31 protein-coding genes and 1 pseudogene are annotated in these 26215 nt (G+C 35.0%); 7 read left to right on the forward strand and 25 right to left on the reverse strand.

Annotated elements, in window-relative coordinates:
* Positions 1-74 precede the first annotated feature (74 nt).
* The 3 genes from AAFN87_RS07090 (at position 75) to AAFN87_RS07100 (ending at position 2171) form a co-directional block, all read left to right on the forward strand.
* On the forward strand, positions 75-323 hold the full coding sequence (locus AAFN87_RS07090) for a ferredoxin (protein ID WP_099423028.1): 249 nt from the start codon (positions 75-77) through the stop codon (positions 321-323).
* Positions 324-459: 136 nt separating this feature from the next.
* The gene (locus tag AAFN87_RS07095; protein ID WP_347790342.1) at positions 460-1236 is read left to right on the forward strand and encodes an enoyl-ACP reductase FabI; all 777 of its coding nucleotides are present in this window, start codon (positions 460-462) and stop codon (positions 1234-1236) included.
* A gap of 95 nt (positions 1237-1331) precedes the next feature.
* Entirely contained in the window at positions 1332-2171 is an 840-nt protein-coding gene (locus AAFN87_RS07100; protein WP_347790343.1) for a methyl-accepting chemotaxis protein, read from the forward strand.
* Between the two features lie 94 nt (positions 2172-2265).
* Here the strand turns inward: AAFN87_RS07100 and AAFN87_RS07105 are convergent, their stop codons facing one another.
* Genes AAFN87_RS07105 through AAFN87_RS07115 form a run of 3 tightly spaced genes read right to left on the reverse strand, consistent with a single transcriptional unit; the run spans position 2266 to position 4374 of the window.
* A complete protein-coding gene (locus tag AAFN87_RS07105; protein WP_347790344.1) occupies positions 2266-2886 on the reverse strand; it encodes a nitroreductase family protein in 621 nt (206 codons plus the stop codon).
* Positions 2887-2903: 17 nt separating this feature from the next.
* Positions 2904-3887, reverse strand: coding sequence for a ring-cleaving dioxygenase (locus AAFN87_RS07110; RefSeq protein WP_347790345.1), 984 nt, complete (start codon positions 3885-3887; stop codon positions 2904-2906).
* 52 nt (positions 3888-3939) lie between these two features.
* Positions 3940-4374 carry a MarR family winged helix-turn-helix transcriptional regulator gene (locus AAFN87_RS07115; protein WP_347790346.1) on the reverse strand — a complete coding sequence of 145 codons (435 nt, stop codon included), beginning with the start codon at positions 4372-4374 and terminating at the stop codon, positions 3940-3942.
* Between the two features lie 470 nt (positions 4375-4844).
* On the opposite strand from AAFN87_RS07115, the gene AAFN87_RS07120 reads away from it, so the two are divergent.
* A complete protein-coding gene (locus AAFN87_RS07120; protein WP_347790347.1) occupies positions 4845-5381 on the forward strand; it encodes a GNAT family N-acetyltransferase in 537 nt (178 codons plus the stop codon).
* A 103-nt stretch (positions 5382-5484) separates the two neighbouring features.
* Here AAFN87_RS07120 and AAFN87_RS07125 read toward each other — a convergent pair whose 3' ends face one another.
* From AAFN87_RS07125 to AAFN87_RS07150, 6 genes are all read right to left on the reverse strand, one after another.
* Positions 5485-6078 carry a biotin transporter BioY gene (locus AAFN87_RS07125; RefSeq protein WP_347790348.1) on the reverse strand — a complete coding sequence of 198 codons (594 nt, stop codon included), beginning with the start codon at positions 6076-6078 and terminating at the stop codon, positions 5485-5487.
* Positions 6079-6352: 274 nt separating this feature from the next.
* Positions 6353-6943, reverse strand: a complete 591-nt coding sequence (locus AAFN87_RS07130) for an NADPH-dependent FMN reductase (RefSeq protein ID WP_347790349.1) — start codon at positions 6941-6943, stop codon at positions 6353-6355.
* 704 nt (positions 6944-7647) lie between these two features.
* Positions 7648-7914 carry a DUF1450 domain-containing protein gene (locus tag AAFN87_RS07135; protein ID WP_347790350.1) on the reverse strand — a complete coding sequence of 89 codons (267 nt, stop codon included), beginning with the start codon at positions 7912-7914 and terminating at the stop codon, positions 7648-7650.
* 102 nt (positions 7915-8016) lie between these two features.
* Positions 8017-8631 (reverse strand): Bax inhibitor-1/YccA family protein, encoded by a 615-nt coding sequence (locus tag AAFN87_RS07140; RefSeq protein WP_347790351.1) that lies wholly within the window; start codon positions 8629-8631, stop codon positions 8017-8019.
* Between the two features lie 150 nt (positions 8632-8781).
* Positions 8782-9690, reverse strand: a complete 909-nt coding sequence (locus AAFN87_RS07145) for a hypothetical protein (protein WP_347790352.1) — start codon at positions 9688-9690, stop codon at positions 8782-8784.
* A 327-nt stretch (positions 9691-10017) separates the two neighbouring features.
* Complete coding sequence (locus AAFN87_RS07150; RefSeq protein ID WP_347790353.1) at positions 10018-10896, reverse strand: sugar phosphate isomerase/epimerase family protein; 879 nt, start codon at positions 10894-10896, stop codon at positions 10018-10020.
* A 494-nt stretch (positions 10897-11390) separates the two neighbouring features.
* Between AAFN87_RS07150 and AAFN87_RS07155 the strand changes: the two genes are divergently transcribed.
* Both AAFN87_RS07155 and trhA read left to right on the forward strand, forming a co-directional pair.
* Complete coding sequence (locus AAFN87_RS07155) at positions 11391-12251, forward strand: YitT family protein (protein ID WP_347790354.1); 861 nt, start codon at positions 11391-11393, stop codon at positions 12249-12251.
* Positions 12252-12380: 129 nt separating this feature from the next.
* A complete protein-coding gene (gene trhA, locus AAFN87_RS07160; protein WP_347790355.1) occupies positions 12381-13022 on the forward strand; it encodes a PAQR family membrane homeostasis protein TrhA in 642 nt (213 codons plus the stop codon).
* Positions 13023-13092: 70 nt separating this feature from the next.
* On the opposite strand, the gene AAFN87_RS07165 is transcribed toward trhA, so the two are convergent.
* The 11 genes and pseudogenes from AAFN87_RS07165 to AAFN87_RS07210 form a co-directional block, all read right to left on the reverse strand.
* Positions 13093-13596 carry a QueT transporter family protein gene (locus AAFN87_RS07165; RefSeq protein ID WP_347790356.1) on the reverse strand — a complete coding sequence of 168 codons (504 nt, stop codon included), beginning with the start codon at positions 13594-13596 and terminating at the stop codon, positions 13093-13095.
* A 153-nt stretch (positions 13597-13749) separates the two neighbouring features.
* Complete coding sequence (locus AAFN87_RS07170) at positions 13750-14505, reverse strand: 3-oxoacyl-ACP reductase (RefSeq protein ID WP_347790357.1); 756 nt, start codon at positions 14503-14505, stop codon at positions 13750-13752.
* Positions 14506-14536: 31 nt separating this feature from the next.
* A complete protein-coding gene (locus tag AAFN87_RS07175) occupies positions 14537-14758 on the reverse strand; it encodes a DUF2829 domain-containing protein (protein ID WP_347790358.1) in 222 nt (73 codons plus the stop codon).
* Between the two features lie 472 nt (positions 14759-15230).
* Positions 15231-16166, reverse strand: a complete 936-nt coding sequence (locus AAFN87_RS07180) for a DUF3089 domain-containing protein (protein ID WP_347790359.1) — start codon at positions 16164-16166, stop codon at positions 15231-15233.
* 302 nt (positions 16167-16468) lie between these two features.
* A complete protein-coding gene (locus AAFN87_RS20030; protein WP_481886466.1) occupies positions 16469-16981 on the reverse strand; it encodes a DUF4306 domain-containing protein in 513 nt (170 codons plus the stop codon).
* Between the two features lie 15 nt (positions 16982-16996).
* Positions 16997-17164: pseudogene (locus tag AAFN87_RS07185) on the reverse strand (DUF3977 family protein); the annotation flags it as partial.
* Between the two features lie 24 nt (positions 17165-17188).
* Entirely contained in the window at positions 17189-17335 is a 147-nt protein-coding gene (locus AAFN87_RS07190; protein WP_347790360.1) for a hypothetical protein, read from the reverse strand.
* A 19-nt stretch (positions 17336-17354) separates the two neighbouring features.
* The gene (locus AAFN87_RS07195) at positions 17355-17909 is read right to left on the reverse strand and encodes a hypothetical protein (RefSeq protein WP_347790361.1); all 555 of its coding nucleotides are present in this window, start codon (positions 17907-17909) and stop codon (positions 17355-17357) included.
* The gene (locus AAFN87_RS07200) at positions 17906-18691 is read right to left on the reverse strand and encodes a hypothetical protein (RefSeq protein ID WP_347790362.1); all 786 of its coding nucleotides are present in this window, start codon (positions 18689-18691) and stop codon (positions 17906-17908) included. The genes AAFN87_RS07195 and AAFN87_RS07200 overlap by 4 nt, the downstream gene beginning before the upstream one ends.
* Before the next feature lie 12 nt (positions 18692-18703).
* Complete coding sequence (locus tag AAFN87_RS07205) at positions 18704-19348, reverse strand: hypothetical protein (RefSeq protein WP_347790363.1); 645 nt, start codon at positions 19346-19348, stop codon at positions 18704-18706.
* 59 nt (positions 19349-19407) lie between these two features.
* Positions 19408-19836 carry a hypothetical protein gene (locus AAFN87_RS07210; protein ID WP_347790364.1) on the reverse strand — a complete coding sequence of 143 codons (429 nt, stop codon included), beginning with the start codon at positions 19834-19836 and terminating at the stop codon, positions 19408-19410.
* A gap of 604 nt (positions 19837-20440) precedes the next feature.
* Here AAFN87_RS07210 and AAFN87_RS07215 point away from each other — a divergent pair.
* The gene (locus tag AAFN87_RS07215; protein WP_347790365.1) at positions 20441-21211 is read left to right on the forward strand and encodes a glucosaminidase domain-containing protein; all 771 of its coding nucleotides are present in this window, start codon (positions 20441-20443) and stop codon (positions 21209-21211) included.
* 561 nt (positions 21212-21772) lie between these two features.
* Here AAFN87_RS07215 and AAFN87_RS07220 read toward each other — a convergent pair.
* The 5 genes from AAFN87_RS07220 to AAFN87_RS07240 all read right to left on the reverse strand — a co-directional run bounded on the left by AAFN87_RS07220 (position 21773) and on the right by AAFN87_RS07240 (position 26209).
* Positions 21773-22555 carry an ABC transporter permease subunit gene (locus tag AAFN87_RS07220; RefSeq protein ID WP_347790366.1) on the reverse strand — a complete coding sequence of 261 codons (783 nt, stop codon included), beginning with the start codon at positions 22553-22555 and terminating at the stop codon, positions 21773-21775.
* The gene (locus AAFN87_RS07225; protein ID WP_347790367.1) at positions 22542-23429 is read right to left on the reverse strand and encodes an ABC transporter ATP-binding protein; all 888 of its coding nucleotides are present in this window, start codon (positions 23427-23429) and stop codon (positions 22542-22544) included. Before AAFN87_RS07225 ends, AAFN87_RS07220 begins: the two co-directional genes overlap by 14 nt.
* Positions 23426-23626, reverse strand: a complete 201-nt coding sequence (locus AAFN87_RS07230; RefSeq protein WP_347790368.1) for a PLDc N-terminal domain-containing protein — start codon at positions 23624-23626, stop codon at positions 23426-23428. The genes AAFN87_RS07225 and AAFN87_RS07230 overlap by 4 nt, the downstream gene beginning before the upstream one ends.
* A 1-nt stretch (position 23627) precedes the next feature.
* Positions 23628-24743 carry a helix-turn-helix domain-containing protein gene (locus tag AAFN87_RS07235; RefSeq protein WP_347790369.1) on the reverse strand — a complete coding sequence of 372 codons (1116 nt, stop codon included), beginning with the start codon at positions 24741-24743 and terminating at the stop codon, positions 23628-23630.
* A 197-nt stretch (positions 24744-24940) separates the two neighbouring features.
* Positions 24941-26209 carry an MFS transporter gene (locus tag AAFN87_RS07240; RefSeq protein WP_347790370.1) on the reverse strand — a complete coding sequence of 423 codons (1269 nt, stop codon included), beginning with the start codon at positions 26207-26209 and terminating at the stop codon, positions 24941-24943.
* Positions 26210-26215 lie beyond the last annotated feature (6 nt).

Raw genomic sequence — 26215 nt, forward strand, 5'->3', positions numbered from 1 at the left:
TGAAAAGTATAGTAAACAGCTTTAGAATAATAAAGAAGCTTGAAAGGAAGCGAACGTAAAAAGGAGAGGTAACAATGCCAAAATATACGATTGTTGATAAAGATACATGTATCGCTTGCGGCGCTTGTGGAGCTGCTGCACCGGACATTTATGATTATGACGATGAAGGAATTGCTTTCGTTATTTTAGATGATAACATGGGGACTACTGAAGTGCCAGAGGATCTACTAGAAGATATGCAAGATGCATTCGAAGGCTGCCCAACAGACTCTATTAAAGTTGCAGACGAAACTTTCGACGGCGACTCATTAAAATTTGAATAATTAATAAAGCGATGAGCGATTGGTTCATCGTTTTTTTATGTTTAAAATTTGTTGCGCCCAGTTTTTCGTAATGTTATAGTTATTATTAGTAGTTGGTACTAATAATAGCTATAATTATATTTAAGGGGTGCATGACATGGATTTATTACAACTAAAAAATAAAAATATCGTCGTGATGGGCGTTGCTAATGAGCGCAGTATCGCTTGGGGTATCGCGAAAAAACTATTCGAAGTTGGTGCAAACGTTATTTTCACTTATCGAAAAGAGCGTTCAAAAGGAAAAATTGAAAAGGTGCTAAGCGAATATACTGAATATCGCACAGCAATTGTTGAATGTGATGTAAATAGCGATGAAAGCATTACAAAAGCATTTGAACAAATCGGGGCAGAATTTGGGGAAATACATGGTATCGTTCACTCAGTAGCGTTTGCAAATGCAGAAGATTTGAAAAATCGCTTTGTAGAAACGACGCGTGATGGCTATGCATTCGCGCAAGATACGAGCGCTTATTCATTAATCGCCGTAAGTAAAGCTGCAAAACCTTATTTAGCAGATGGTGCTTCTATTGTAACTATGAGTTATTTAGGTGCGGAACGTGTACTAGATGGATACAATGTGATGGGCGTTGCAAAGGCTGCACTTGAAGCATCAATGCGCTATTTAGCTGCTGATTTAGGCGCTGATAATATTCGTGTGAATGCCATTTCAGCTGGCGCTATCCGTACATTAGCAGCAAAAGGTGTACCAAGCTTTAATCAAATTTTACACAAAATCGAAGAGCAAGCACCATTAAAGCGTAATACGAACCAAGAAGAAGTAGCAGATATGACGATTGTTATGTTAAGTCACCTATCACGTGGTGTCACTGGAGAAACGATTTATGTAGACTCTGGCTATAATATTATGGGCTAATAACAAATAATTCTAAAATGATATAAAATTCCATAATTTTTCACACTACTGCACTCCAATCTTTATTATAATAAAGGTATAAGGAGTGGTAAACTTTGGATAAAACAAACTTACAACATGACGTATTAAAAACGATGATTCAAATGGCACCAACTATTAAAGCACTTTTTTCAGATGATGTTCTTTTAGCAATTTCCGATAAAGAACAAGCGCTTTATATTTCTACTTCTAAAGATTTCAGTAATTTCGAGGTAGGAATTGGCTATCAGCTTCAGCCTTATGACCCACAATATAAAGCGATTAGATCGAAACAAACTGAAACTATAATTATCCCAGAAGAACTGTATGGAATAGCAACTAAAGTTATTGCAGCACCTATTTTTGATGAGCAAAATGAAGTAATTGGCTCTATATGTATAAGTACAAATACTAGTAAACAAACGAATTTGCATCAAGCTGCCGAACAGTTTGCTGCTTCTTCTCAAGAAATTGGTGCATCAACTGAGCAACTTGCTGTATCTGCGACAAATTTGAATAATTTTATGGAGCAAGTGTTGTTAGCACAACAAAACTTAACAACCCAAGTTGAGAGCTCTGCAAAAATATTAGAAATGATTAATAGTGTTGCAAAAAACACCCGTATTTTAGGCTTTAATGCGGGCATCGAGGCAGCTCGTTCTGGTGAGCATGGTAAAGGTTTCAGTGTCGTAGCAAAAGAAATTACGAAACTTGCTGATCAAAGTGCAGACTCTGTTAACGAAATTCGTCAGCTTCTCAACTCAATGAAAGACAAAGTAGGCGAAGTAACTCAAACGATTGATGAAACTTTGACCATTTCAACAAGTCAATCATCATCAATTATAGAAATTTCACAGGCTATTCAGCATTTAGCAAAAATCGCCGAGGATATCGAAGAACTCGCACAAACTCTATAGTATGAATCTTCCATATTTCAGAAGATCACTGCTACTCTAATGTGCGTTAAATATTAAAGAGGATGTTTCGAACCTACTCGAAACATCCTCTATTTTAGTTAATCACTGTTACAAATTCATCGACTGGCTTACGGTAACCACGTAAACGACTACTACTTTCTTTTTCTTTACCAATTGTAATCATCATCACAATTTCTTGGTCTGTTGGAATATTTAATATTTCACGAACTTTTTCTTGGTCAAAGCCAATCATCGGGCAAGTGTCCCACCCTCTATTTTTGGCAGCAAGCATAAACATCATGCCAGAAAGCGAACCATTACGAATCGCTTCTTCTTTCATAAATTCCTCACCGCGACTTACATAAAAATCGGTATTCTCTGTCACTATATTTTGCAGCTCTATTTCAGTAATAATTCCTAAATCGTGCATACCTTTATTTAAGCATTCTGTCTGACGATACGCATAACGGTCGCCAGTAACAATAATTACCGCTGAAGCTGAATGGATTTTATACTGCCCAAATGCGGCTTCACGAATTTGTTCCTTCTTTTCTTCATTAATAACATTATAATAATGCGCATGCTGGAGATTGAATGCTGAAGGCGCAAATTTCACATCATCAAAAATCGATTTTAAATCTGACTCAGTAATTTTTACATCCTTTATAAAATTATTTGCTGAACGCCTTTTTTCAATTAATTTTAAAAAATCCACGAACAATCCCTCATTCTTCATTCATATTCTTTATCGAATTGCATTGTACTGCGCACTGTATCAATCGGTCTTACTAATTGTTCAATTTGAGCACGTTTAGCTTCAAAGAATGGAGGTAATGATAATTTTTCCCCCATTGTTTCGTAAGGTTCGTCACCCATAAAGCCAGGACCATCTGTTGCAAGCTCGAATAGAATTTGTGGTGCTACGCGTGTATAAAGTGATTCAAAGAAATATCGATCGACGTGGCCGGAAGTTTGGAAACCGAAATTTTCAAAACGGTCTTGCCATTCATCTAACATAGCACGATCAGTTACACGGAAGGCAGCGTGATGTACTGTTCCAAATCCTTGACGAGCATTTGGAAGCACTGTATTGTGCTCAACAATCACTTGCGCACCATTTCCACCATCACCAACTTCAAATAAATGATATTGCCCTTCTTGTGCAATTTCTGTAAATAACATTACTTTTTCAAGCACTTGTTTGAAATAATCTAAGCTGCTAATACGTACAAATACTGGTCCTAGCCCTGTAATTGCGTATTCTAGTGGAATTGGCCCCTTTTCCCAAGGTGTACCAGAAGCAACCCCCGTATTTTTCTCATCTGAGATTAATTGATATTGTTGATCATCGAAATCGACAAATGATAATGTTTTTTTACCGAATTGTGAAGCGATACCTGAATGCGCTACTTTTAAACGGTCAAAACGTTTCACCCAGTAATCTAATGCAGCATCTGAAGGTACACGGAAGGATGTTTTTGAAATTTCATTTGTACCGTGTACTCCTTTTGGAATATTAGGGAAATCAAAGAACGTCATATCTGTTCCAGCAGTCCCTTTATCATCAGCAAAGAATAAGTGATATGTTTGAATATCATCTTGATTTACTGTCTTTTTTACTAAACGCATCCCTAATACATATGTGAAAAATTTATAGTTCTCCTCTGCACTACTAGTAATAGCTGTAACGTGGTGTACTCCTTTTAAGTGGTTCATTATTGAACTCCTCCTCATTTCTCTCGATTTCGAGATATTAATGTAAAAAAATTTATAAAGATTGTGATTTTATACCGATTTGTTTTAATGCTTCATTCATGTCATGTAAGGATTGTTCTTCCATATCATTGAATAGTTGTGCCATTTTTGCTTTATGTTTCGGAAAAATATCATCCATTAATGTGTGTCCTTGCTCAGTCAAGCTCGCGTAAGTGATACGACGATCATTTGCACACCCACTACGACGAACTAAGTTTTTTTGTTCCAATTTATCAACAACATACGTAATACTACTGCTAGCAATTAGAATTTTTTTACTAATAATTTGTATGGGCAAATCACCTTTATGATAGAGTGCCTCGAGTACAGCGAATTCTGTCGTATTCAGTCCATAGCAAGTGACATCCTTCCTAACGACATCTTCAATAGAACGCGCGGCACGAAGTATGACAGTAATCGCCCTTAGCTTTTCATCAACTAATTCCATAAACACCGCCCTTTTTTATTACGAATTCATTTATCTTTAATTCGAGATAAATTTAACATAGTTTTGTTATCATTGTCAACCATTTTTGATTTTGCATGTTAGTTAAATAGGCTTTTTTGTTTAGTGATTTTGTAAATGTGCTAATTCAAAACTTATCTACTACGGATAATTACATTGGCGATTACATTTCATTCAGAAGGAATTATTATTCGTATGATTGAAATTGCTAGTGATTTGTTCCCAACAAATGAAACAAACTTCACAATTCCACTATGAAAATGTTTGAGTAATAAATTCCCTAAAATCCTTATATAAGAATAATCCATATAAAAGGAATATTCTGTTATAATGAGATTATTAGCTACGAAAGGAATGATGAAAATGAAACAAGTATATAAAGTGATTGAAAACTAGAGTTTATCCTCTCTTTTCAATCCATAAGTATAAAATTATTTGAAAAGAGGAATTTTATGTATTCAGATCAAGAGCTGAAAATTCGGCCAATAAATGAGAATGATTTATTACGTTTGTGGGAGCTTATTTATAAAGACGAACAACCTGAATGGAAAAAATGGGATGCACCATATTATCCTCATCAGTCGATGCATTTCGAAGAGTTCTTGCCATCCGCAAAAAAATGGATAAATAAAGAAAATTTTTGGGCAATTGAAGTAGATGAAGTTGTACGCGGGATTATTTCATACTATTGGGAACATGAGCCTTCACAGTGGCTGGAACTCGGTATTGTTTTCCATGAAACAAATACATGGGGAAAAGGTTTAGGTACTCGTGCTTTGAAACTATGGATTGACCACTTATTTGCTACATTACCTTTAGTTCGTGTTGGATTTAGTACATGGTCAGGAAATGAACGAATGATTCGTGTAGGTGAAAAGTTAGGGATGCAAATGGAAGCTAGAATTCGTAAAGCACGTTATTACAATGGCCAATATTATGACTCTATTCGAATGGGCATGTTAAGAGAAGAGTGGGAGAATAATAATTAAGTAAATTTACCCGTACTTCTGAATTATTCGTTACTCACAGAAAAGCGTATTCGAAATGAAACTCGAATACGCTTCTTAATATACAAAATATTAATCTTAACGGTTATTTAACTGGAATAATTTTCAGCATTTTTTGTAGACGATATGCAAAAATACCAGCAAAGATTGCTAGGATTATGTCTTTTGGCATCGGTGGAATCATCCATGCCCATGCTATTTTATAAGAAAATCCTTCAGGAGCACCTGCCCAGAACATATAGGCAAAATACATCCAGTTTGTACCAATTATATAGTTAATAGCTGCCGCTACAAGAGCTGCACCAATATATGACTTAGCTGTTTTATAGCGCTCAACAATCTTACCGGCAACATAAGCCGCTAAAATGAAAGAAATAACAAATCCGAATGTTGGAATTAAAATATACGACAATCCCCCCATAAACTTTGAAAAGACAGGCGCACCAGCTAAACCAACAAGCATATAAACTGTACAAGCGATAGCACCGTTCCTACTACCTAATACTAGCCCAGCGAGAACGGCAAAAAATGTTTGTAATGTTATCGGCACACCACCAACGACTAAAAATGGAGCAATTGTTGTAATATTAGCTCCTATCATCATCAGTGTTGCAAATAAACCACAATATACTAAGTCAATCGTTTTCCATTTTGAATAACTTCTAGTTAATTCAGCCACAATAACACCTCTACCTAATATAGTTAACCTAAAAAATAAATAAGTTAACACAAATATTATGTAAAAAAAGACATTTTGTCAATGTTATTTTTTAACAACAAATGATTATTTTACACACCTTATTTAACAATATATGGCTGTACTAAAAGATAAGAAATCTTTCTTAAACATAAAAAAGGACATCCTAATCGTAAATTAGGACATCCTTTTTAGTATAAACAAGTCGCTTATTTTTATTTGAATAAGTTTGCCATATGAGATAGCTCAATAATCATTAACGAATTGTAAATAATGCTTTTGACCAAGGAATTAATTGATCTAACATTTGATTAACTGATTCATCTTGTACTTCTTTCGGTTTGAATTCTGTACCGTTTTCAAAATCAGTGAATAATGATAATGCTGGGTGAACACGAACATCTGCTACAAGTAATTCACCTAGAATACCACGTAAATGCTCAGCTGCACGTGCACCGCCTACTGAACCGTATGAAACGATTCCAGCTGCTTTGTTATTCCATTCTACTCGTAAATAATCTAATGCATTTTTTAATGCACCAGTAATTGAATGGTTGTATTCTTGAACGATAAATACGAAACCGTCACAAGAAGCGATTTTTTCTGACCAAGCAGCCGCGCCAGAAGCATCACCCGCTTCGCCTAGTAAAGGTAATTTAAAGTCTGCAATATCGATAATTTCGTATTGTGCATCCCCTCGTTTATCTGCTATTGCTTTTACCCAAGCGCCTACTTGCGGGCTAACACGTCCTTCACGTGTCGAACCTAATACTATACCGATTTTTAATTGTGCCATTTGTTGTTCCTCCTCTTTTTTTGTTCCAAATAAATTTTTTAGAAAACTCATATTGAACCTGCTTTCGATTTATACAATATAAATCATTTATCTTGAATTCGAGATATATATTTAAAAATAAAATGCTCTGTTGCATGAGCAATTGATTATATTTCGAATTTAATTATCTCAACTTCGAGATAATAATATCAAGTTACGAAAAGTAAGTCAATAGCTTTAATAAAATAATTTTGCTCTTTTCAACAATTAATACTATTTTACAGTTTGTTATAGGTAGCTTTTTGAAGACGTGTATGCGCTTTGGATTGCAGAATCATTTATTATTCTTGCTAAAGAAGTTGATTTCCGCTCCGGGCAGCGCGCTTTTCGCGGGCACAGCTCCAACTAATTTTTTCGGGATTAACCCGAAAAAATGGATTTTCCGCACGTGCGACTGTCACTTTGCTTTCGCCGCAGAAAACATTGCTGTTCCCGCAGAAGTCGGCTGCCCTTCGCTCCAATCAACGTAATCTATCTAACCAAGATGCACTCCTCCATTTTTATTTACATAATTCAATAATATTTTATCCCGGGATATTCATATTAATATTCATATAGCACAACTCCCTTTTTATCTCTTGTTTCTAGACAATTCAAGTATATAAAAAAGAGTGAGCTTGTGCTTTTTTTTGTGTGCGAAATTGTGCGAACACCCCAACAAATATTATAGAACCGTATTAAAAAAGCCTCGCTACCAAACTGCGAGGCTTCTAATACTATACAAGTGATTCATTAATTAGCTCTATTAACTGCTGCTGATCGTCCGCTTTCACAATATCCCCATTTACTACTGCAATTGCGTGACAATCACAAACTTCACAATTCGATGTGCAACCAAATTCATTTAACTGTACGTCATCTCTATTTTCAAACGCATCATATAAATCATCACCGTGCTGTGCTATGTTGGAAATACAAATGTCAACTTGATTAACAAGCACCTGTTTTTCCCGTGCACCCTTTTTAAAAAACGAAAACACCATTACCCTTCACCGCTTCCCTATATCATTCTCATATAACGATATGACAAAATAGGTTAGTTCGCAACTTAGGTGTTTTATATAAAAAAGGAATAGGTTTATCGATTATTCGTCCTTCAATCGCCAAATGACTTCTAAAATATTTGTAAATAAATTAATAAAGTCTAAATATAAATTAAGTGCCATTCCTACAACTTCATCATCCCCGACATAATTGTGTCGTATTAAGTTAAAGTCGTATACCGTATAAATCGTAAACAGCAAAATCATTACTCCTGCTAAAACAAGTGCGATTGTATTCCCTACAGGTATAAACATAAAAATAACTGAGAACACAATAGCGACAATAAGTGCAGCAAATAAATAGCTACCTATGCCCGAGATGTCTTTCATCATCATACCGACAAAAGCTAACACAATGAAAATTATAATCGTCCCAATAAAGACACTAAAAACAAGGGCACTACCTAGTTCATTAATGTAAAACTGGGTAGTCCAAAACAGCGTAATTCCTAGCAAAAATGGAATTACATACATGATTGAATTGGCTAACCGTACATTTCGTACAAAAATTACGATTATGAGTAAAATTAGCGTAATTATTGAAATAGGCATTGTTATTGCTGGTGGTAACATTGTCCCGACAAATAAACCGACTGCAGTTAAAATCCACATAAACATAAAATGCTTTAAAACTTTTGATAAATTTTTGTTTTTCAACGAAGAAAACTCCTTCTTTTTCGTAATACTTATTATACGAATAGAATGCTAGAAGGTTTCAACTTAAATTGTACACTTTTAAATAGTACTTCGATTATCCTATATTAAAGCTAAAAGGTACTTCACAAAAATGTGAAATACCTTTAGCGATTATTTATTCGATTTTCTTTTCCAAAGTACAATGCCTACTAAAGCAATGATAATTACCACAACAATTGGAATAATATAGTTATTACCATCTTTATCAGCTTTTTCGGTTACTTCTTCACCAGCCAAATTAACTTGTGTCTCTTTATCATTTTCCGTAGCTACGTCAACATTTTCTTCCTTTTGAAGCTGGACATATTGTAATGTTGGCCCCGCCGAGCTCACTTCTTCATTATGTTCATTGCTGTGGCTATGGCTAGCCGCGCCTGTTACAAAATATGAAAGTTCAACCGTTTTTCCTATCCAATCTTCAGCATTTATCGTTTTTGCAGACACACGCGGATGCCCTGATAGCGGATATGCAGTTCCACCGATAACTATTGCTGTTTCATGTTCATCTACTTTGACGTCTTCAATAACACCAGTTGGCCCTTCAGCAAAACCACCCATTTGCAACAGCGTATGGTCACCCATATCTGTGTTCAAGTGATTGTATATATACTCTACATAGTCTGCTTTTGTTATATTATCTTCTGGATTTTCGAGCGTTACTGAATTATGGAATAAAGCAATATTTATATCTTGATAAGTCACGTCTCCTTCAAGTGACTTAATATATTCCTCATGTAAGCTTGCATTTGCTAGTTCTTCAAATGTTGTACCCTCAAGTCCAAAAAAACCACCAATCCATGCTGCAAACTCCATACGTGATAGATTTTCGTCTTGTCCTAAAATCATATCTTTTCCATTGTAGCCTACTAATCCTAAACTATTTACTAATAATATGTGCTGTGCATTTGTAGCCGATGGATCAATATCTTCATAAATCCTGCCTTCATTCATTGTATGTGCTGATGCAGTCTGTATAAATAATAAAAAGCAAGCAGTTAAAAGTGGCAATATTTTTTTCATATTTTATTTCCTCCAAATTTTCATAACTCCTTCATAGTATAGTGTTTAAATGTGAGAGAAGTATGAAAAACAGGAGATTATCAAAAAAAAATGCTATTTAAACTTCCACCTGATTCTATTGGCTTATTTCGAATATACGATTTTAATTGTTTCCAATGATCGATTTTACAGTTTTGCAACGAAACCAATACAAATTTATAATGATTTCGCGAAGATTATTTTTGCTTTATGCATACTGTTGAAATATTAAATAGCCTCTGTGTTCTTACATAATTTTCATAAAAAGTAGATGACAATATAAAGTCGATCATGTACAGATCGTACTCTCTACAATTTGCACTCTTCCCATAGACGGCGCAAGTTATCCATTCCTATTTTAGAACCTACTGTACAATCTTCCATCCCTTCAAATTCTACAGTTAAATATCCATCATATCCTGAGCTTTTTACAATTTTAATAATTTCTCTGATATTTATATCTCCATGACCAACAATTGCTCCGCGAATATAATTGTCGTGCACTGTTCTAAACCATTCCCCACCACCAGGATTTTCATAATATGGACGAATATAAAAATCTTTAAAATGAACTGTCGCTGCATACGGAATATTTTTCTTCACTCCCACTAGCGGTGGTTCATCAATACATAAGAAATTACCAATATCTAATGTTGTTTTAAAATTATCCCGATTAACCCCATGGATTAACTGCTGTACACGGTCGCTAGTTTGTACATTGAACCCGTGATTTTCAATTGTAGTTGTAATGCCAAATTGTTTTGCATAGTCCGCTATTATTTGACAACCTCTTACCATTTTCTCAAAATGCTCAACATAATAATGAATCGTCGTATATTCTTTAGGAACCGTAAACAAAGTTACATCATGTCGTAAAATTTTAATGCCCATATGGTGCACAACATCCACATGTTTTTTTACTCGATCAATTTCTTCTAAAAATGCTTCTTCACTTTCCTGAATAAAATTAGCTGGCATCGAATACGCAGATAATTCTAACTGTAATTCAGCTGCCTTTTCTTTTATTTGTGTCGCTAGCTCATAATTATCTACAACTGTAAATTCATAAGGAACAAGCTCAACATGCTCCCCACCATTATCGGCTACCCACTGTAATACATCCAATACATTCATTTCGCCTTGGCGCATTTTTTTTATTAAACTATACGTGCTTAACCCAATTTTCATTATTAACACCTCTCTATTTTTCTACTAAATGGCATACAACTTCGTATCCCCGATATTAATTATCCCATTTTTCAGATAATTTTTACACTCATTTTATTAGCAATAGTACAGAGCGCGCTAAATGACATTTCTATATTGAATTTCTCCATATTTCAAATTTCCCTTTTGCTGAGCACTGAAAAAGTACATCGACACTATTAAGGAACTCACTAATTCGACTTGATTTACGTCAATCACAACTTTTGCGATATAGTAAGTTTCTACAAAAAAGGGAAATTAATAACCTATATATAAAGTCTATACCTATAAAAAAGCGTTAAGAAAATATATCTTATCACCAAATGAAATGCATTTCATGAGAAAAAGTACAACCCATCTTTCCGAACCACCTAGTGAAAAAATTAAATTTTCCGGTCGTACTTTTTTTATTATTATTGTTTTTAGTATATTATTATAATGGATGTTTGAGAAACCAGGAGGGATAATATTTTTTTATGGCCAGTAATAATAAAGGAGTAAACAAAAGTTTTAGAGTTTTAATGATTATCATTGGTGGGTTCATAGCTGCATACGGGCTAGAAGCTGTTTTAATCCCTAACAATGTATCAGATGGGGGCGTAACAGGTCTTAGTATTGTTGGTTCCAAGCTATTTGGATTACCTTTAGGGCTTCTAATCGCCATCCTAAATATTCCATTTATCTATTTAGGGTATAAACAAATAGGGAAAAGTTTTGCTATCTTTTCCGTAATTGGTATTGTCTCACTTTCAATAGGTACTGCATTAATGCATCATGTACCGACTATTATTCATGGTGATACATTATTAGTAACTGTAGTCGGTGGTATTATCATCGGTTTTGGTATGGGGATTGCTTTGAGAAATGGTGGTGCGTTAGATGGCATTGATATGTTAGCTGTACTGCTTTCCAGAAAATTACCGTTTGGTACAAGTGATTTAATACTATTTTTAAATCTATTTGTTTTTATAATAGTTTCAACTGTCTTCGGATTTCAAGGTGCAATATTATCTGCTATAGCTTACTTTATCGCTTCGAAAGTGGTCCATATTGTAGAAGAAGGGCTAAGCGGTTCAAAAACGTTTAACATTATTACAAGTAAACCAGATGAAATGGTAGAAACAATTCGAGACCGCTTAGGCCGATCTGCTACGTTTAAAACAGCTTACGGTGCTTATTCTAATCAAGAATTCAAAGAAATTACTTGTGTCATCAATCGTTTAGAAGACAGTAAGCTAAAAGAAATTATTCGAGAAATTGACCCTGCTGCTTTTGTTATTGTTTATGAAGTAGTAGAAGTCAAGGGAGGAAATTTCCAAAAACGTGATATTCATTAATAAAAATAAACTTACTAACATTTAGATAATTATGATCCATATGATAAATATCATATGGATCATGTTACATTTTCTTATAGTCAATTACGGCTTATATGCGATAATTTTTGTAAGAAAGAGGTGGCGTGCATGACACAGTCCGTTATTAAACAAAGCGATTATAGTATGAAAGAGGAATTTTGGAATGCATTAACACATGGAATTGGTGCGTTTTTAACAATTCCCGCGACCTATTTATTAGTGCAAAAGGCGCTCGAAACAGGTTCCAAAACACAGCTCATTAGTTATTTAATTTTCGGTATATCGATGTTCTGTTTATTTACGGCATCTACGTTATATCATTCTGTGCCTACGCATAAAAGTTTTTTCAAAAAACTTGATCATAGCTCGATTTTTTTACTTATAGCAGGTACATACACGCCTGTAGCGCTTGTAGCAATTGGAGGCAAACTCGGTTGGACAATTTTTGTGATTGAATGGTCACTCGCACTAATTGGTATTGTTCTAAAACAATTTTTCGTATACCGTTTTAAAAAATTATCCCTACTCGTCTATATTGGCATGGGTTGGCTCGTAGTCTTTGCTTATGAACCGGTAATTCAGCATTTTTCAAGCGAAGGATTTTTAATATTATTAACAGGTGGTATTTTATATACTGCAGGCACATTCTTTTATAAAAATAAAAAAATCCCTTACAATCACGCAATTTGGCACGTCTTTGTTATAGGTGGTAGTGCAGCAATGTTTGCTGCGATATATTTATATGTGTAACGTCTGAAATTTTCAGGCGTTTTTTTCTGCAATAAAAAAGTGCCTCAAAAATTCATGAGGCACTTGGAACTTATTTAGCAAAATTCAACTTTTTATTTAACAGATAAATCGTTACGCCACCTACAGTCATGGAGAATAATTCACCGATAGCTACAGTTAAATACGTTGGCCAAAACGGTAAATCAAGCATGATTGTTAACTGTCCAGCTACTGTAAACATAGAAGCTGTCACAATAAGTGCTGTAATAACCATCCTAATTTTCATGTTCTGTATATTTTTAGTACTAGCACGACAAATAAGAAGTACTAAAAATGTAGAAATACCACCAATTGGTACATCTAGTATCCATGTAGGCGACATAAAGTTAGCGAGTACAACTCCCAATGTGACAGCAATGACATAGCGTTTATGATAGAGTGCTAAATAATTGAACATTTCTGAAAGACGTAACTGTACAGCTCCAAAGCTTATAACCGATAAGATGAGTGTAACCGCTACGTAGAGGGCAGCGACAAGCGCTATTTTTGTCAGCTCACTGACAGAAGTACGTGATGAAGAAATAGAAGTTTGCATATTAGTTTCCTCCTTTATAAAATGGGGTGCCCATTTTATTCATAACTACGACCAAAGGAGAGTGAGCAACGTGCCCACCTTAAGTGCCGTAGTGTAAGCCTTCAAATTTTGCTTACTTGCGTATTATAGCAGATTCGCCTTTCAAATCAAAAACTATTTTACAAGCCAACCGCCATCAATAGTCATAACAGTACCATGAATATAATCTGCTGCTTTACTTGCCAAATACAATGTTAAATTTGCAACTTCCTCTGGTTGTGCCCATCGCCCTGCAGGTGTTTGCTCCGCTACCCATTTAGCCATCTCGCCATCTCCATCAAAATCAGCTTGATTCATCGGTGTTTGTATCGCTCCAGGAGCAATCGCATTAGCACGTATACCACTTCTGCAATAATCAAAATCGAGCTGTTTCGTATAGCCAATGACCGCATGCTTTGAGGCCGTATATGCTGCACCGCCTCCCCCAGCTGCAAGACCAGCGATTGATGCCATATTAACAATCACCCCAGCTTGCTGTTTAAGCATATAGGGTAAAATTGCATTCGTCACAAAATAGAGACCTTTCACATTCGTGTTCATTATATGGTCCCATAGCGGTTCATCTGTTTCTAATGTTTTTGCAAAGTTATCTAATACACCGGCTGTATTTAATAAAATATGCAAAGAACCGAATGTATTTATAGCTTCCTGAACAGCAGCATTTACTTCTATCTGCTCGGAAACACTTCCGACTTTAAATGCGAAACGTTCTCCGTACTCTTTGTGTAGTGCGTCTAAGTTATCCGAATCCTTATCAAAACCAAATACATTCGCACCGTTTTTTAAGAACGCGTTTGCTTGAGCAAGCCCAATACCAGAATTAGCGCCTGTTATAAAAACTGTCTGTCCTTTAAATTCTTCAAATGTCATCTTAGTTCCTCACTCATTCCTTCACATTACATTATGAAACGATGATCCAGTCTTCTGCTAAAATATCACAAACTGTTGGTGAAAACATCGTATAACCTTCACCTTTAACATTAATTAAAAGATATGGGTTTAATGTTTCTCCGTCATGTTCACTTTGTCCTACTAGCTTCACATACAGTTCTGCCCCGCCCCATCCTTGACGAATCACTTTTTCGCCTTGTTTTAAACGTGGTAAAATTTCTTCAAATGTCATAACCTAACTCATCCTTTTCTCTTTTAGATTTCGAATGAAGTATACTGGATTTACAGGAAGGATACAATAATAAAAGAGAAACAGTAGGCAAAAACATCTTGTACTGACTTTCACTAAATAGATTTTTCACTTCTCCTGCTTCGCTTTTAATAACCGTATTACTTCTTCGTTTTGTTTTTCTATAGTTCGCAGTGTTTTTTCAATTGCATTCGTTATAATTACAATGACTACCAAAATTATTCCAATCAAAAAAATTAAAAGCTCCCCTTTGGTTAATTTATCTTATCTAAAAATAGAAAAGAAAAATACAAATTCACTAAAAGCCATTAACGGGTTTACTTTTGGGCTGCAAAACATCAATTCACAGTTCAAAAGCAACAATAATCACAAAATTTCCGCAGAGTAATTCACATTCAAATTCACAAGAAAAGAGCTTGAATTATTTCTAACTCTCTTTTTAGTTATCCAATATTTACTCTAAAGGCTTATGAATGAATTCAACGGCTTCTTTTAATAAATCAGTAAAATCAGCAGGGAAGAAGTGGCCCAATCCCTCTTTGACGATTAATTTGCATTGGAATTCATTTTCCTCAAAAAGTTTTACTAATTCAACGGTTTTATTGTAAAAAGGGTCCTTATCTCCAGTGATAATGCAGCCCTTAATTTTATTTCCATTCCCTACCAACAATCTTTCTAAGGAAGCCACATTCTGAATTGCAGGAATAACTGCTATAAATCCTTTTGTTCCAAGAATATTTCCACTTAAACTTAGTTCAATCGCTAATTTCCCGCCTTGCGATGCACCAGCAATAATATCCTGTTTTGTATTAAATTTTTCTTTGAAATCCCTGAATGATACCGTAATTTCTTCAACTGCAGTATTTTGATTGTCCCAGCAATAAGCGTTGTATCCGAAGACCTGAGATGATTGCGGAAATGCAAAAAGAAAATCGTCAAATAAACTGTTGTCAAACCAATAAGGAGCGAAATCTTTCACATTAGAACCCCGCCAATGCAAAGAAAATAATCCTGTATTTGATTTATCATTTCCGTAAGTAAACAGTTGGGGTTTAGATATATGTTCGTGATTTTCCAAAATTCCCCGGCACTCATTTACTATTATTTTAAACTCTTCGATGTTTTGGAGGTTATTTAAATCTTGGTCACGAGTTAATGTCAAAGGATTCCACCATATTCCTTTTTGCAAACCCTCTTTAAGAGCTGCGATGGCGTTTTCTTGGTTTCCTTGAACAGAATAAACACAAGCCCTCCAAAAAATTATTTTATCTAGTCTTTTGGGAAATTCCACCTGTGCTCTTTCAATTAGTGAATGAACTTCATCATATTTACCGAGTTCAAATAAGCCAAAAAGTTCTTTTTGAAGTTCAACAAACTTTGTTTCCGACACGATATACACGCTCCTCAATCTTTTATCAAATTATACCATTACAATCAAAAACACACCCTAAATATTGGAAATATTCTCAAAAAAAATAAAACCCAAATCATCGGGTTTTACTAGGGGCGATAAAAGGTATATCTATGCAAACTTCAATCCAAAGTATGCTCAAATGGCTGTCACTATCTTGCGGACTTTAAAAGCCACGACTGCTGTTTTTTTATCATTAATAAGCACAAACTTCTGTAAGAAAAATTCATTTGGTCATTTTTATTTTCCATATTAATTAGTATGTGTTCGCTAATAATAGTCTACGTAGATTCTTTCACACTATTCCTATTTGTAAATCTGCTATAGAGGGCGAATACAAGAAGTAAAACCCCTGCCGTGACTAATAGATAAAACATATAGTTTCCGCCAGTTGTAGATGCGCCAAGTAAAAATAGGGAGAAAACAATCGCAATCAACCCAAGTGAGCCAAAATAAATTGGAATAACATGTGATATATTTTTGAACAGTATAAATCCTAATAAAATCAATGCATATATCACACACAACACCATAATAAGCGGGAACAATGGTTGGAATTTTAAGGCATACACAAAATAGTCTAACAATAATATATCGGAACCTTGTTGTATTTCTATGCCAAAGAATTTTGAGAAGGGAGTAGAGTATCGCCATTCCCATGGTTTATTTACAAGTGCACTTCCTTCATATAGAGCAATGGCAGCAGACACAATAAAAAACAATGTTACGGCTAGTAGTTGAACAATTAATTTATATATTTTTGAACACTCCTTATTATGAAAATGGGTTATTATTAGAAATCATCTATGCTTCGAATCTAAAATGAGTACTGTTTTTTTAATCCAAACTCGAAAGTAACAAGATTGAAAGCGAATTGGACCGACAATTCCTTTTTCCTCGACTTCAGATCCATCTGCTAGCTTTGTTTCGGTGCGAAGAAGCCACTTATTTCCCAAACCGAACTCGATGTATTTCATAGCATTTAATATCCTCCAAAAGTATTAATAAAACCAAGCTGTTAGTACATCAAAAAATTTAGCTACTAGGAATAGCGGGATGCCCACTATCAAAACACTTACGAGAATATAAAGAAATGGTTTGATAAATGTAGATAATACTTCTACTAAATCATCGATAAAATTAAACATGATAATCCCTACCTCCTCTTTAAATCTCCTCATCAAAAATCGGTCCACTTGTACGGTTTTTCATTTGCCATAAAAATACGATAAACATAATAAATACGATTAAGCCTACCAAAGTAAAAGCCACCCCTACTACTCGATAAACTAATGGTAAATGAATTAATATTGCCAAACTCAATAGATTGATAATTTGCATTGGTAAAAATATATATTTCATTTGCCTTACGTTACTCTCTTGCTTATATAGCTTCGCAATGTCTAAACAAACGGAAAAAAAGAAATAATAAAACACTACACTTACAACTAGCATTGTTGTATGTAATAGCTCGACATAAATCGATGTTTGAATCATTTGTTGCACACTTAATAAAGTAAATGGTAACGACAAAACACCGATCATTATCGCCAGTCGTTTCGCCATTTGGGGATTCGTTACTTTTTCAGCTTCGACAAACGCACCCCCAATAATAAACCAACCAAGCGCATCTGGTAGTATATCGACGCCGATAATATTTATATCTAAAAAGATAAAAAGGTGCCCAATAAAGGTATTTCGAAACACTTCACTTATCTTCATTGCAATGCCTCCTTCACATACGCTCGAATTGCCTTTTCAGGTGCTATACCGTGAAAGTTTGGTGAGAAGCGCTCTTCAAATTTTTGTCCATTTCGTGTTCCGCGCACAATGACATCTAAAAAGCCATATGTTGAAAACGCATAAGATTGTTCAAAATGGATTTCAAGCGTTGCGCCTTCTTCCATAATAAATGGGTATTTTGCCACTTCGTCCATGTAAAACACTTGATATGTTGCTGTTGGGTGAATTACTTCTATATTTTCAATTGTAAGTTCTGTAGTCGTATTTAATAGAAAGCGGAAATTTGTATGACCATCTACTTTAAGAGAGTCCTTAAAGTAATCCGTACGAAGTAAAGTTTCATTTAAAATCGTTGGTGTTATTGTAATTGGAGAATAATGATTGAAAATAACAATACCTTTGTCGAGTAAATGTTTATTTTCTAATAAATAAGCGTGTTGCCTTTCATCTAATAATATTTCTTCATGACGAATTGCGTAATAAGTATATTCTTGAACATTGGAGTAAGCGCTAGTATCATCCCACATAAATGTCGCGAACGAATTGTTTGGATAGAAAGACTCATTACCTATTTCAACCATCTGCAATGTCGTTTGGTCTTGACTATTAACAATATATGAAACATCAATTCTACGCTTATCTAAATCAACACGCGACTCCACAATAATTGGCTGTTCAAGTTGCTGTGCTTCCCAATACCACCGACTTGCGATAAGCGCCACAATAACAATCGCTAGTATCACTTTAAATTTCTTGCTCATACACTAGCTCCTTTATTGATAATCTTTTAATAAGCCATCTAGTTCTTCACGGCACACAATGCGCATACCCCGATGCTGTAATGTTTTATTAGCAAAGTTTATGCTAATAATACCTACTTTTGCTCCTGTTGCTTCTACTGCTTTAAGCATCAACCAAATTCGGTCTAGCTCGGCTTCGACATCAGTTACAACCACATCTTTTAAAGTCGCACCTACCTCAACAGATACGGTTTCTTTATAGCTTGGAATTTCATGTCCAACATCTTTTAAATATTGGTTAGATGCAACATTGGCTACAACCAATTGTGCCTCTGGAAAATGAGCGCGTATTATTGGAACTAGTTCATCTGAGATCTCTGCAGCCCATTTCTCCATCGGGTAGGAATCGACAAATCTACCTTCCTCAAAACCAACGTAAAAACGTACATCATTATCGTCTGCTAAATAGCCGTAGTATTCACCGCCATGTCCAAGCGCAAACACAACTCTGTCCATTGTAAAATCTAATCCGTATTTTTCTTCGGCAGCTTGCTCTAATAAAGCTTTTTGTTCGATATAATTCCAAGGCAAGCCGAATTTCATATATGTAGCAAAGCCTATAACTATTATTAAAATAATAACTGTAAACGCCACACACCCAATTCTAAGCATGCGCACGCCTAGCACCCCCAGTTTTCTTCTATATACATTTACTTTTAGTAACCATTTTATTGTTCCTAATGCTCCCAATGTTTCGGATTTAGCATATGATTTAAATAAGAGTAACCGGATTGTGTCACTTGACCACTATCTAGCACAAAATAGTCATACTTGATGTACGGCTCATTACGAAAGATTACTTCTACAAAATATGGGTTGCGATTTTCATACCCTTCCTGACGATACGGAATTGTGCGAATATCCCATACTTCATTTGGATAAAGCTGCTCTAAATGTATTTGCACAATCGCTTTTTTCTTCTCCTGCACATTTGCCACCCAATAAGGACGCACAAAATAAAGAATCGCACAGCCTATGACAAGTACTATCGCTGAAGTATGTATTATTTTCCGCCATTTTCCTGTAAGAACTATTGATAAAACAACTAGGCCAAACAGCATTCCTCCAAATAGCAAGAATTCAATTAATACTACTGGATGTGGCATAAATCTCCTCCTTTTCCGTGTGGGATTCAACTAATTTAAAACAATGCCCATAAATCCAATAACTGCTTTTTTACGCATTTCATCATTTACTCAATAGTGCGTTATTATCCAAAAACCTATATATATGTAATACGTTTTGTTTTACATAATGTTTCGAAAATTCAGCAAAAGGTTTCTGGACTTGTAAAGTAACTTTGAAAGAAATTAAAGCGATATTTTTAGTGGTCCATTTTTTTCACTTCCCCAAAATTTCGGACCCTTTCACGCAATATGAAAAATCAGCAGTACTAAAAGTATTTATTAATCAATTTTTACTTGTATATATTTATCGTTTACTACTTATTGTAATGAAAAAAAAGAGTAGTTTTAATAATTGTCTTATATGATAAAAGAAGAGGAACTTCAGTTTGTTAAATGACTTATTAAAATAATATCTAGCAAAATAGCTGCCTTTATTACTGAAAGTAGTTTATTTCACTAGTAAATATGAAACTATTTCACTTCCACCCTCGTTCTATTCAGTATATACTTAAAAGAAAAATAGTAACTTTTTTCATCGACGAGGAAGGAGGCAGATGTTGCAAAAGCACAACATCTAATTAATATGAAGTCCTTAAAAAAGCAACTACAAAGTATCTTAATTATCGTAGTCGTTTTAAGCATATTAGGTTCTTTAGGTATAGTGCTTATTAATACTATATCTACGCAAACAGCAATCCCCGAACCTCAATATATTGAAGAGAATCCTAGTGTTGAAGAGTTCATTGGTGAAATCGCTGAAACTGCGCGACAGCTTAGTGCTGACAATGATTTATATGCTTCTGTTATGATTGCACAAGCCATTTTAGAAAGTAATTATGGGCAAAGTGGACTTGGTTCATCACCATATAATAATTTATTTGGTATGAAAGGTAAGTATAAAAACAACTCCGCAACATTTGCCACTTCTGAAGATGATGGTGCAGGCAATATGTCAACGATTCAGGCAGAATTCCGCAAATACCCTTCCTATAAAGACTCAATGGAAGACTACGTTCGTTTACTGCGCAACGGTGTGTCGTGGAACAAGGATATATATAAAGGAGCCTTTAAAAGTAACTCAAATTCTTATGCCGATGCAACAAAACACTTAACTGGCACATATGCTACAGATTCAAAATATAATGAAAAGCTTAATCAACTTATTATCGAGTACGATTTACAACAATACGATCAACCTGTTAAAGATAAAACTACGATAACAGTTTCTGATGGTGACTCACTTCACCAAATTGCCCAAGCCTATGATGTTAAAGTAACATCTATTAAACAATGGAATCAGTTACGATCAGATACAGTTGAATCAGGTCAAAAGTTAAATATTTATCACTATTAATGATTGTTAAACGAATAAACTAATGACAAATCTCCTTCTAAACTTAATTTTACAATAATTAGGATATAAGTTATAGTATTGGGAAAAGGGGGATTTAAAAGTGAAAAGTATTGCTGGAACAATCTCTTTATGTGTTTCTTTTGGTTCTTTCTATATTTGATTGGACTTAAGATGGGACATTCAATAAAATACGATTCAGATCTCTTTATTTTTCCAATCATCTTACTTATACTTTCCTGTATTTTCTTTTGGATTGATTACAAAAATAGTACAAAAAATAGATAGGTAGGATGAACATTTATTAACCAGCATATGAAAACTAGTTGATGGACTAATTAGTATTAAGCATTGCATTATTTTGAGAGGGTTATCGAGTTTTAACAGTGGCTTTCGCGTTTGTATCAGCTGCTTCGCTCGTTCTAACAGCGACTTCTGTGACTAGACATGCATCCGTATAAAAATAAATTCATAAACACAAAAAGGGAGCCCGAATCATAAAAATTCTGGATTCCCTTTTTCTTTTAGAATAGATATCTTCTCAAAGTTAAAAAATCAATCTTCTTACACCTTCGTCAGCTGCCAATTACGTTTAGTCGACCAAATGCCAAATAGCATAAACATCACGATTAATACTAATGTAATTATGAGTGTCGCACGGTAATCACCAGTATCCACTGTACCAGCTACAAATTCAACACCATAGTTAGCAAGTTTCCAAGGTGTCCACGCCCAAAAGCTTCCAATCACTTGATCAATTAAAAGTCCGATTGGTAAGATAATAATTGCGATTGCTGCTGCAACCCCTGTATGAAATGCCGCGCTCATTGAAACGGTGATTGCCATTACAAATATGATCCATACAAAATATGTACATAACATGGCTAGAAAATCACTAACAGCAACAGAGCCATATAGTATAGATGTGTAATACATACTCCCTGCATAACCAAGAGTCGCGCTAACAATTCCTACTACAGAAGCCATTATCCATTTACTCATAAACATTGCCGTTGCTGAAACTGGACGTACATACATTAATGTTGCTGTACCATTTGCCCTTTCGCGACTTATTGAGCCAATAAATGCGCTAACGAGGACGATTAATCCGATTAATTGAAATTGTCCCGTAGAGGCTAATAATAAATCAGCTGGTTTCAGCTCTGGAAACATCATTTGAAAACCTTCAGGCATATTACCGACAGCGGCTAAAATATCTTCTAAATAATAGTTTAATAGTGGATCACTGACACCTAGAAAGACGAATACTAGTGGAATCCATAATAACTTAAAGCTGCGCCAACACTCTAAAAATTCCTTTATTAATAAAACATTAAATTGTGTCAAGTTTACCCGCCACCTTCATGAAAATTTCGTCTAAGCTTGCTGTAATACGCTCAACTTTTATTATTTCTGCTTGCTCTTGCGCTAGTAGTTGAAGTATTTCTTGCATGGATCGATCAACAGGCAAATAGACAGCTAAGCCATCCCTTTGCACTTTCATTTTTGATGCAAAGACCATAGCCGCCTGCTCGGAAGCAAATTGTACGCAATATTTTGGATCGGCATATTTTTGTTGAATCGCTGTCAGTGAACCCTGTTCTACAAGCTGACCTTCCTTTAAAAATAATACTTGATCGGTCATTTTTTCTGCATCATGCAAAATGTGTGTTGAATATAAAATCGTTGTTTGTTGCTGTAGTTCTTTTAGTAAATTCATAACTTCTAATCGTCCTATAGGGTCGAGTGCTGATACCGGTTCATCTAGTAATAAAAGCTTTGGTTCATGCACTATTGCCTGGGCAATACCGAGACGCTGCTTCATACCGCCAGAAAAAGTGGAGGTTTTTTTATGAAGTGCATTACCAAGCCCTACATATTCAAGTGTTTTTATACTTCTTTCACGTACATTTTTAGTAGTGACCCCACTCAGTTTAGCTGCCATTTCTACGTATTCTAGTGCTGTGAGCCAAGGGAAAAACTGAGGATACTGCGGTAAAAAGCCAATGCTAGCTCGAATATCCCTTTCACCTGTAAGTTTCACAGTACCACTTGTTTGCTTCAAGAGCCCCGTAATCATAGACATTGTTGTCGTTTTTCCTGCTCCATTTGGTCCGATTAGTGCAGTAGCCGAATATGGTTCAATCGTAAAACTAACATCATCTACAACTGTTTTACCTGTAAAACTTTTCGTTAAATGCTCAACATTAAGTAAACTCATACATTACGTCTCCCTACTATGAAATAAGCAATCGAACCGAACAAGCTGCCCATTATTATTAAAATAACCCAAAGCCATTTTGGACCATTTGTTGCATGAATTCTTTTTAAATCAATGAGTGCAACGACCATTAAAATAAATTGGACGACTAAAATGGGTGCAATTAGTGCCCATGGAATTTGCTCTAAGCTGTTCATACTACTCCTCCTTTAATTGTAGACGATGCGCTAAATTATTTAATAGCGCTTTAAACTTACTGTTTTGTTGCAAACTTGCAAATATTGGTTGCTCTGAAATACTCGATAATATTTCACGTTTAATAGATACATCATCACGTGGAGCTTGAGCACCTAAATTAATATCACGCGCAATCCACTCATCGAGTAAATAAAAATAGTCATCTCCACTTAATTTCAGTGGAAAATTCAAACTATCGCACACTTTGCAATATTTTTCTAGCATGTTAAGTGCATCATCTTCTCTTTGCTGCATCATATAGCCCGCTGCTGCTTTTAAATAAAATACTAGTGAAGCATTAATATTCAATTGTGAAATATTAAACAAAGAAAGCATCGCTTCAATTCGATGTACCGTTTTATCGAAATATTCTGAATTGCTTGTTTCAAATTGCAATGTTTCAGTCGCGTTTGAAATCGTTCCAAGCATATGCTGATACATGCCTACTTGTAATGTTTCTTTTGATTTATCAATTTTTCCAAGCATCGAAAGTGCTGTTGCGATAAGTTGTTCTGCTCCGTACTGGATTTTTATTTCCTCGCCAAGTATATTGAGCACTTCCTCTGGTTTCCCTTGTAGCAACATTACATAAGCCTTCAATAGTTCTGCTTCATGCATTAGTCTGTAATCATTACTTTGTACAATCACTCTTTCGCATAACTCGAGCACACGATTCAACACTTCTTGCTGATGCTCGGATTGCTTTACATAATTCAAATATAGCTGTGCTATTGTTAATACGAACGGGAAACATGCATAATATTCCGCTAATAAAGCTTCAATTTCTGTTTGTACTTCACTAAATGATTTTTCGCTAAATTTTTTAGCTAGTTCAGCATACGTTTTTTGAATATGCTCCTTCGTCATTTGTGGTTCATAGCCTAACAATGCGTCAATCGATAAATTAAAATATGTTGCAAGCTTCGGTAATAATGTAATATCTGGGTAGCTTAAGCCCTTTTCCCATTTGGATACTGCCGCTTTTGATACCCCAATGTATTGTGCTACTTGTTCTTGTGTTACGCCCATTTCTTTTCGTCTTAGTGCAAAATTCATTGAAAACTGTAAATGATGCATCGAACCACTCCCTCTTGCTTCCATTATAAGGAATGTAATTATCACAATCGAGCGAAACATCGTTTACTTTTGTTGATTAAGTCAACTTAAGGTTTACTCACGCAAAAAAACTTATTTGATTTTTATTTCAAATAAGTTTTTTTCATATAAACGATATATATAAAGAATTCTCTCTTTGCGAAAATTTAGATATGCGATTATTTATTTGTTTTATGCACTGTTCCATAGCGCTTTTCCTTATAAAAAACCACTCCAATCAAGCCAATAATAGAGAAAATAAATGGCGTGAAGAAACTATAGTAGTAGCCATCAACTTGATTACCTGAAGTAGATTGAAAATGATCCAATACATATCCAAAAATGATTGGCAACAATACAGCACTTAGAAATCCACCCGTATTAGCAAACCCAGAAACAATGCCCGATTCTTTTAAAGGGAAAGATTGGCGTACTGCTGCAAAGGTTAATGCACTAGCCCCATATCCAAAGCCAATAATAAAGAAAAGTATAACTAGCAAGAAAAATGACGGAAGCCCATTAAATAAAAGGAATGAAAACCAACCGATTAAAACAGTAATATGAACGATAATATATGGCCTTTTTATTGTTTCTAATCGACTTGAAATCCAACTAGTTAGAGGAGCCCCAATAAGTGCCCCGATAAGACCGATCATAATTAGCTGGCTTGCATCTGAGCGTGTCATTTCATACATATTCATTCCATATGGTACTGCCCAAGAACTGATAAACCCTACATAACCGCCGACTACTCCAAAATGACAAAAGAATAGAGCCCATGCTTGCCGATTTGAAAATATTCTTCTTAGTAAAACTGATGTTTTTTCACGTTGTACTTCTACAGTTACAACTAGCGGTTCATTCAAAAAGATGTGCTTCGTTTTTTTTACGAGTACAAAATAAAGGAGGAAGCCACATAAACATAATAATAGTCCCGCTGAGAAAAATGCTGCTCTCCAACCAAGTAAAAGTATCCATGAGGAGAAAGGGACTGTCGCCAATAGGAAACCTAGACTTCCCGTCATGCCTGCCAAGCCAATCAATCGAACAAACTCCTTTTTATGGAACCATTGAGCTAAAATTAGCACCATATTAACCCATATAGTAGCGTCCCCTATCCCAGTAAGTATTCTGGCAAAAAACAACACAAATTCATGTGTACCTAGACTATAAATGATTGTACCTAAACCTGTAAGTGTGGCACCAATAATTAGAAAAAAGTTTGGCCCAAAACGATCGGCTAATATCCCCATCGGAATTTGTAAACTCGTATACACAAAAAATTGTATACTCGTCAATAACCCAATCGTTGATGCTGTTACACTAAAGTCCTTCATCAATTGATCTGTAATTAATCCTGGAGCTGTTCGTTGGCTCGCCATTAACAAATAAGTAAACAATACAGCAGCAAATACAATCCATCTGTATTTGCTATTTTGTTTGTCCATTGATTT

Origin of the sequence: Solibacillus sp. CAU 1738 (assembly GCF_039888725.1) — a bacterium.
Taxonomy (GTDB): Bacteria; Bacillota; Bacilli; order Bacillales_A; family Planococcaceae; genus Metasolibacillus.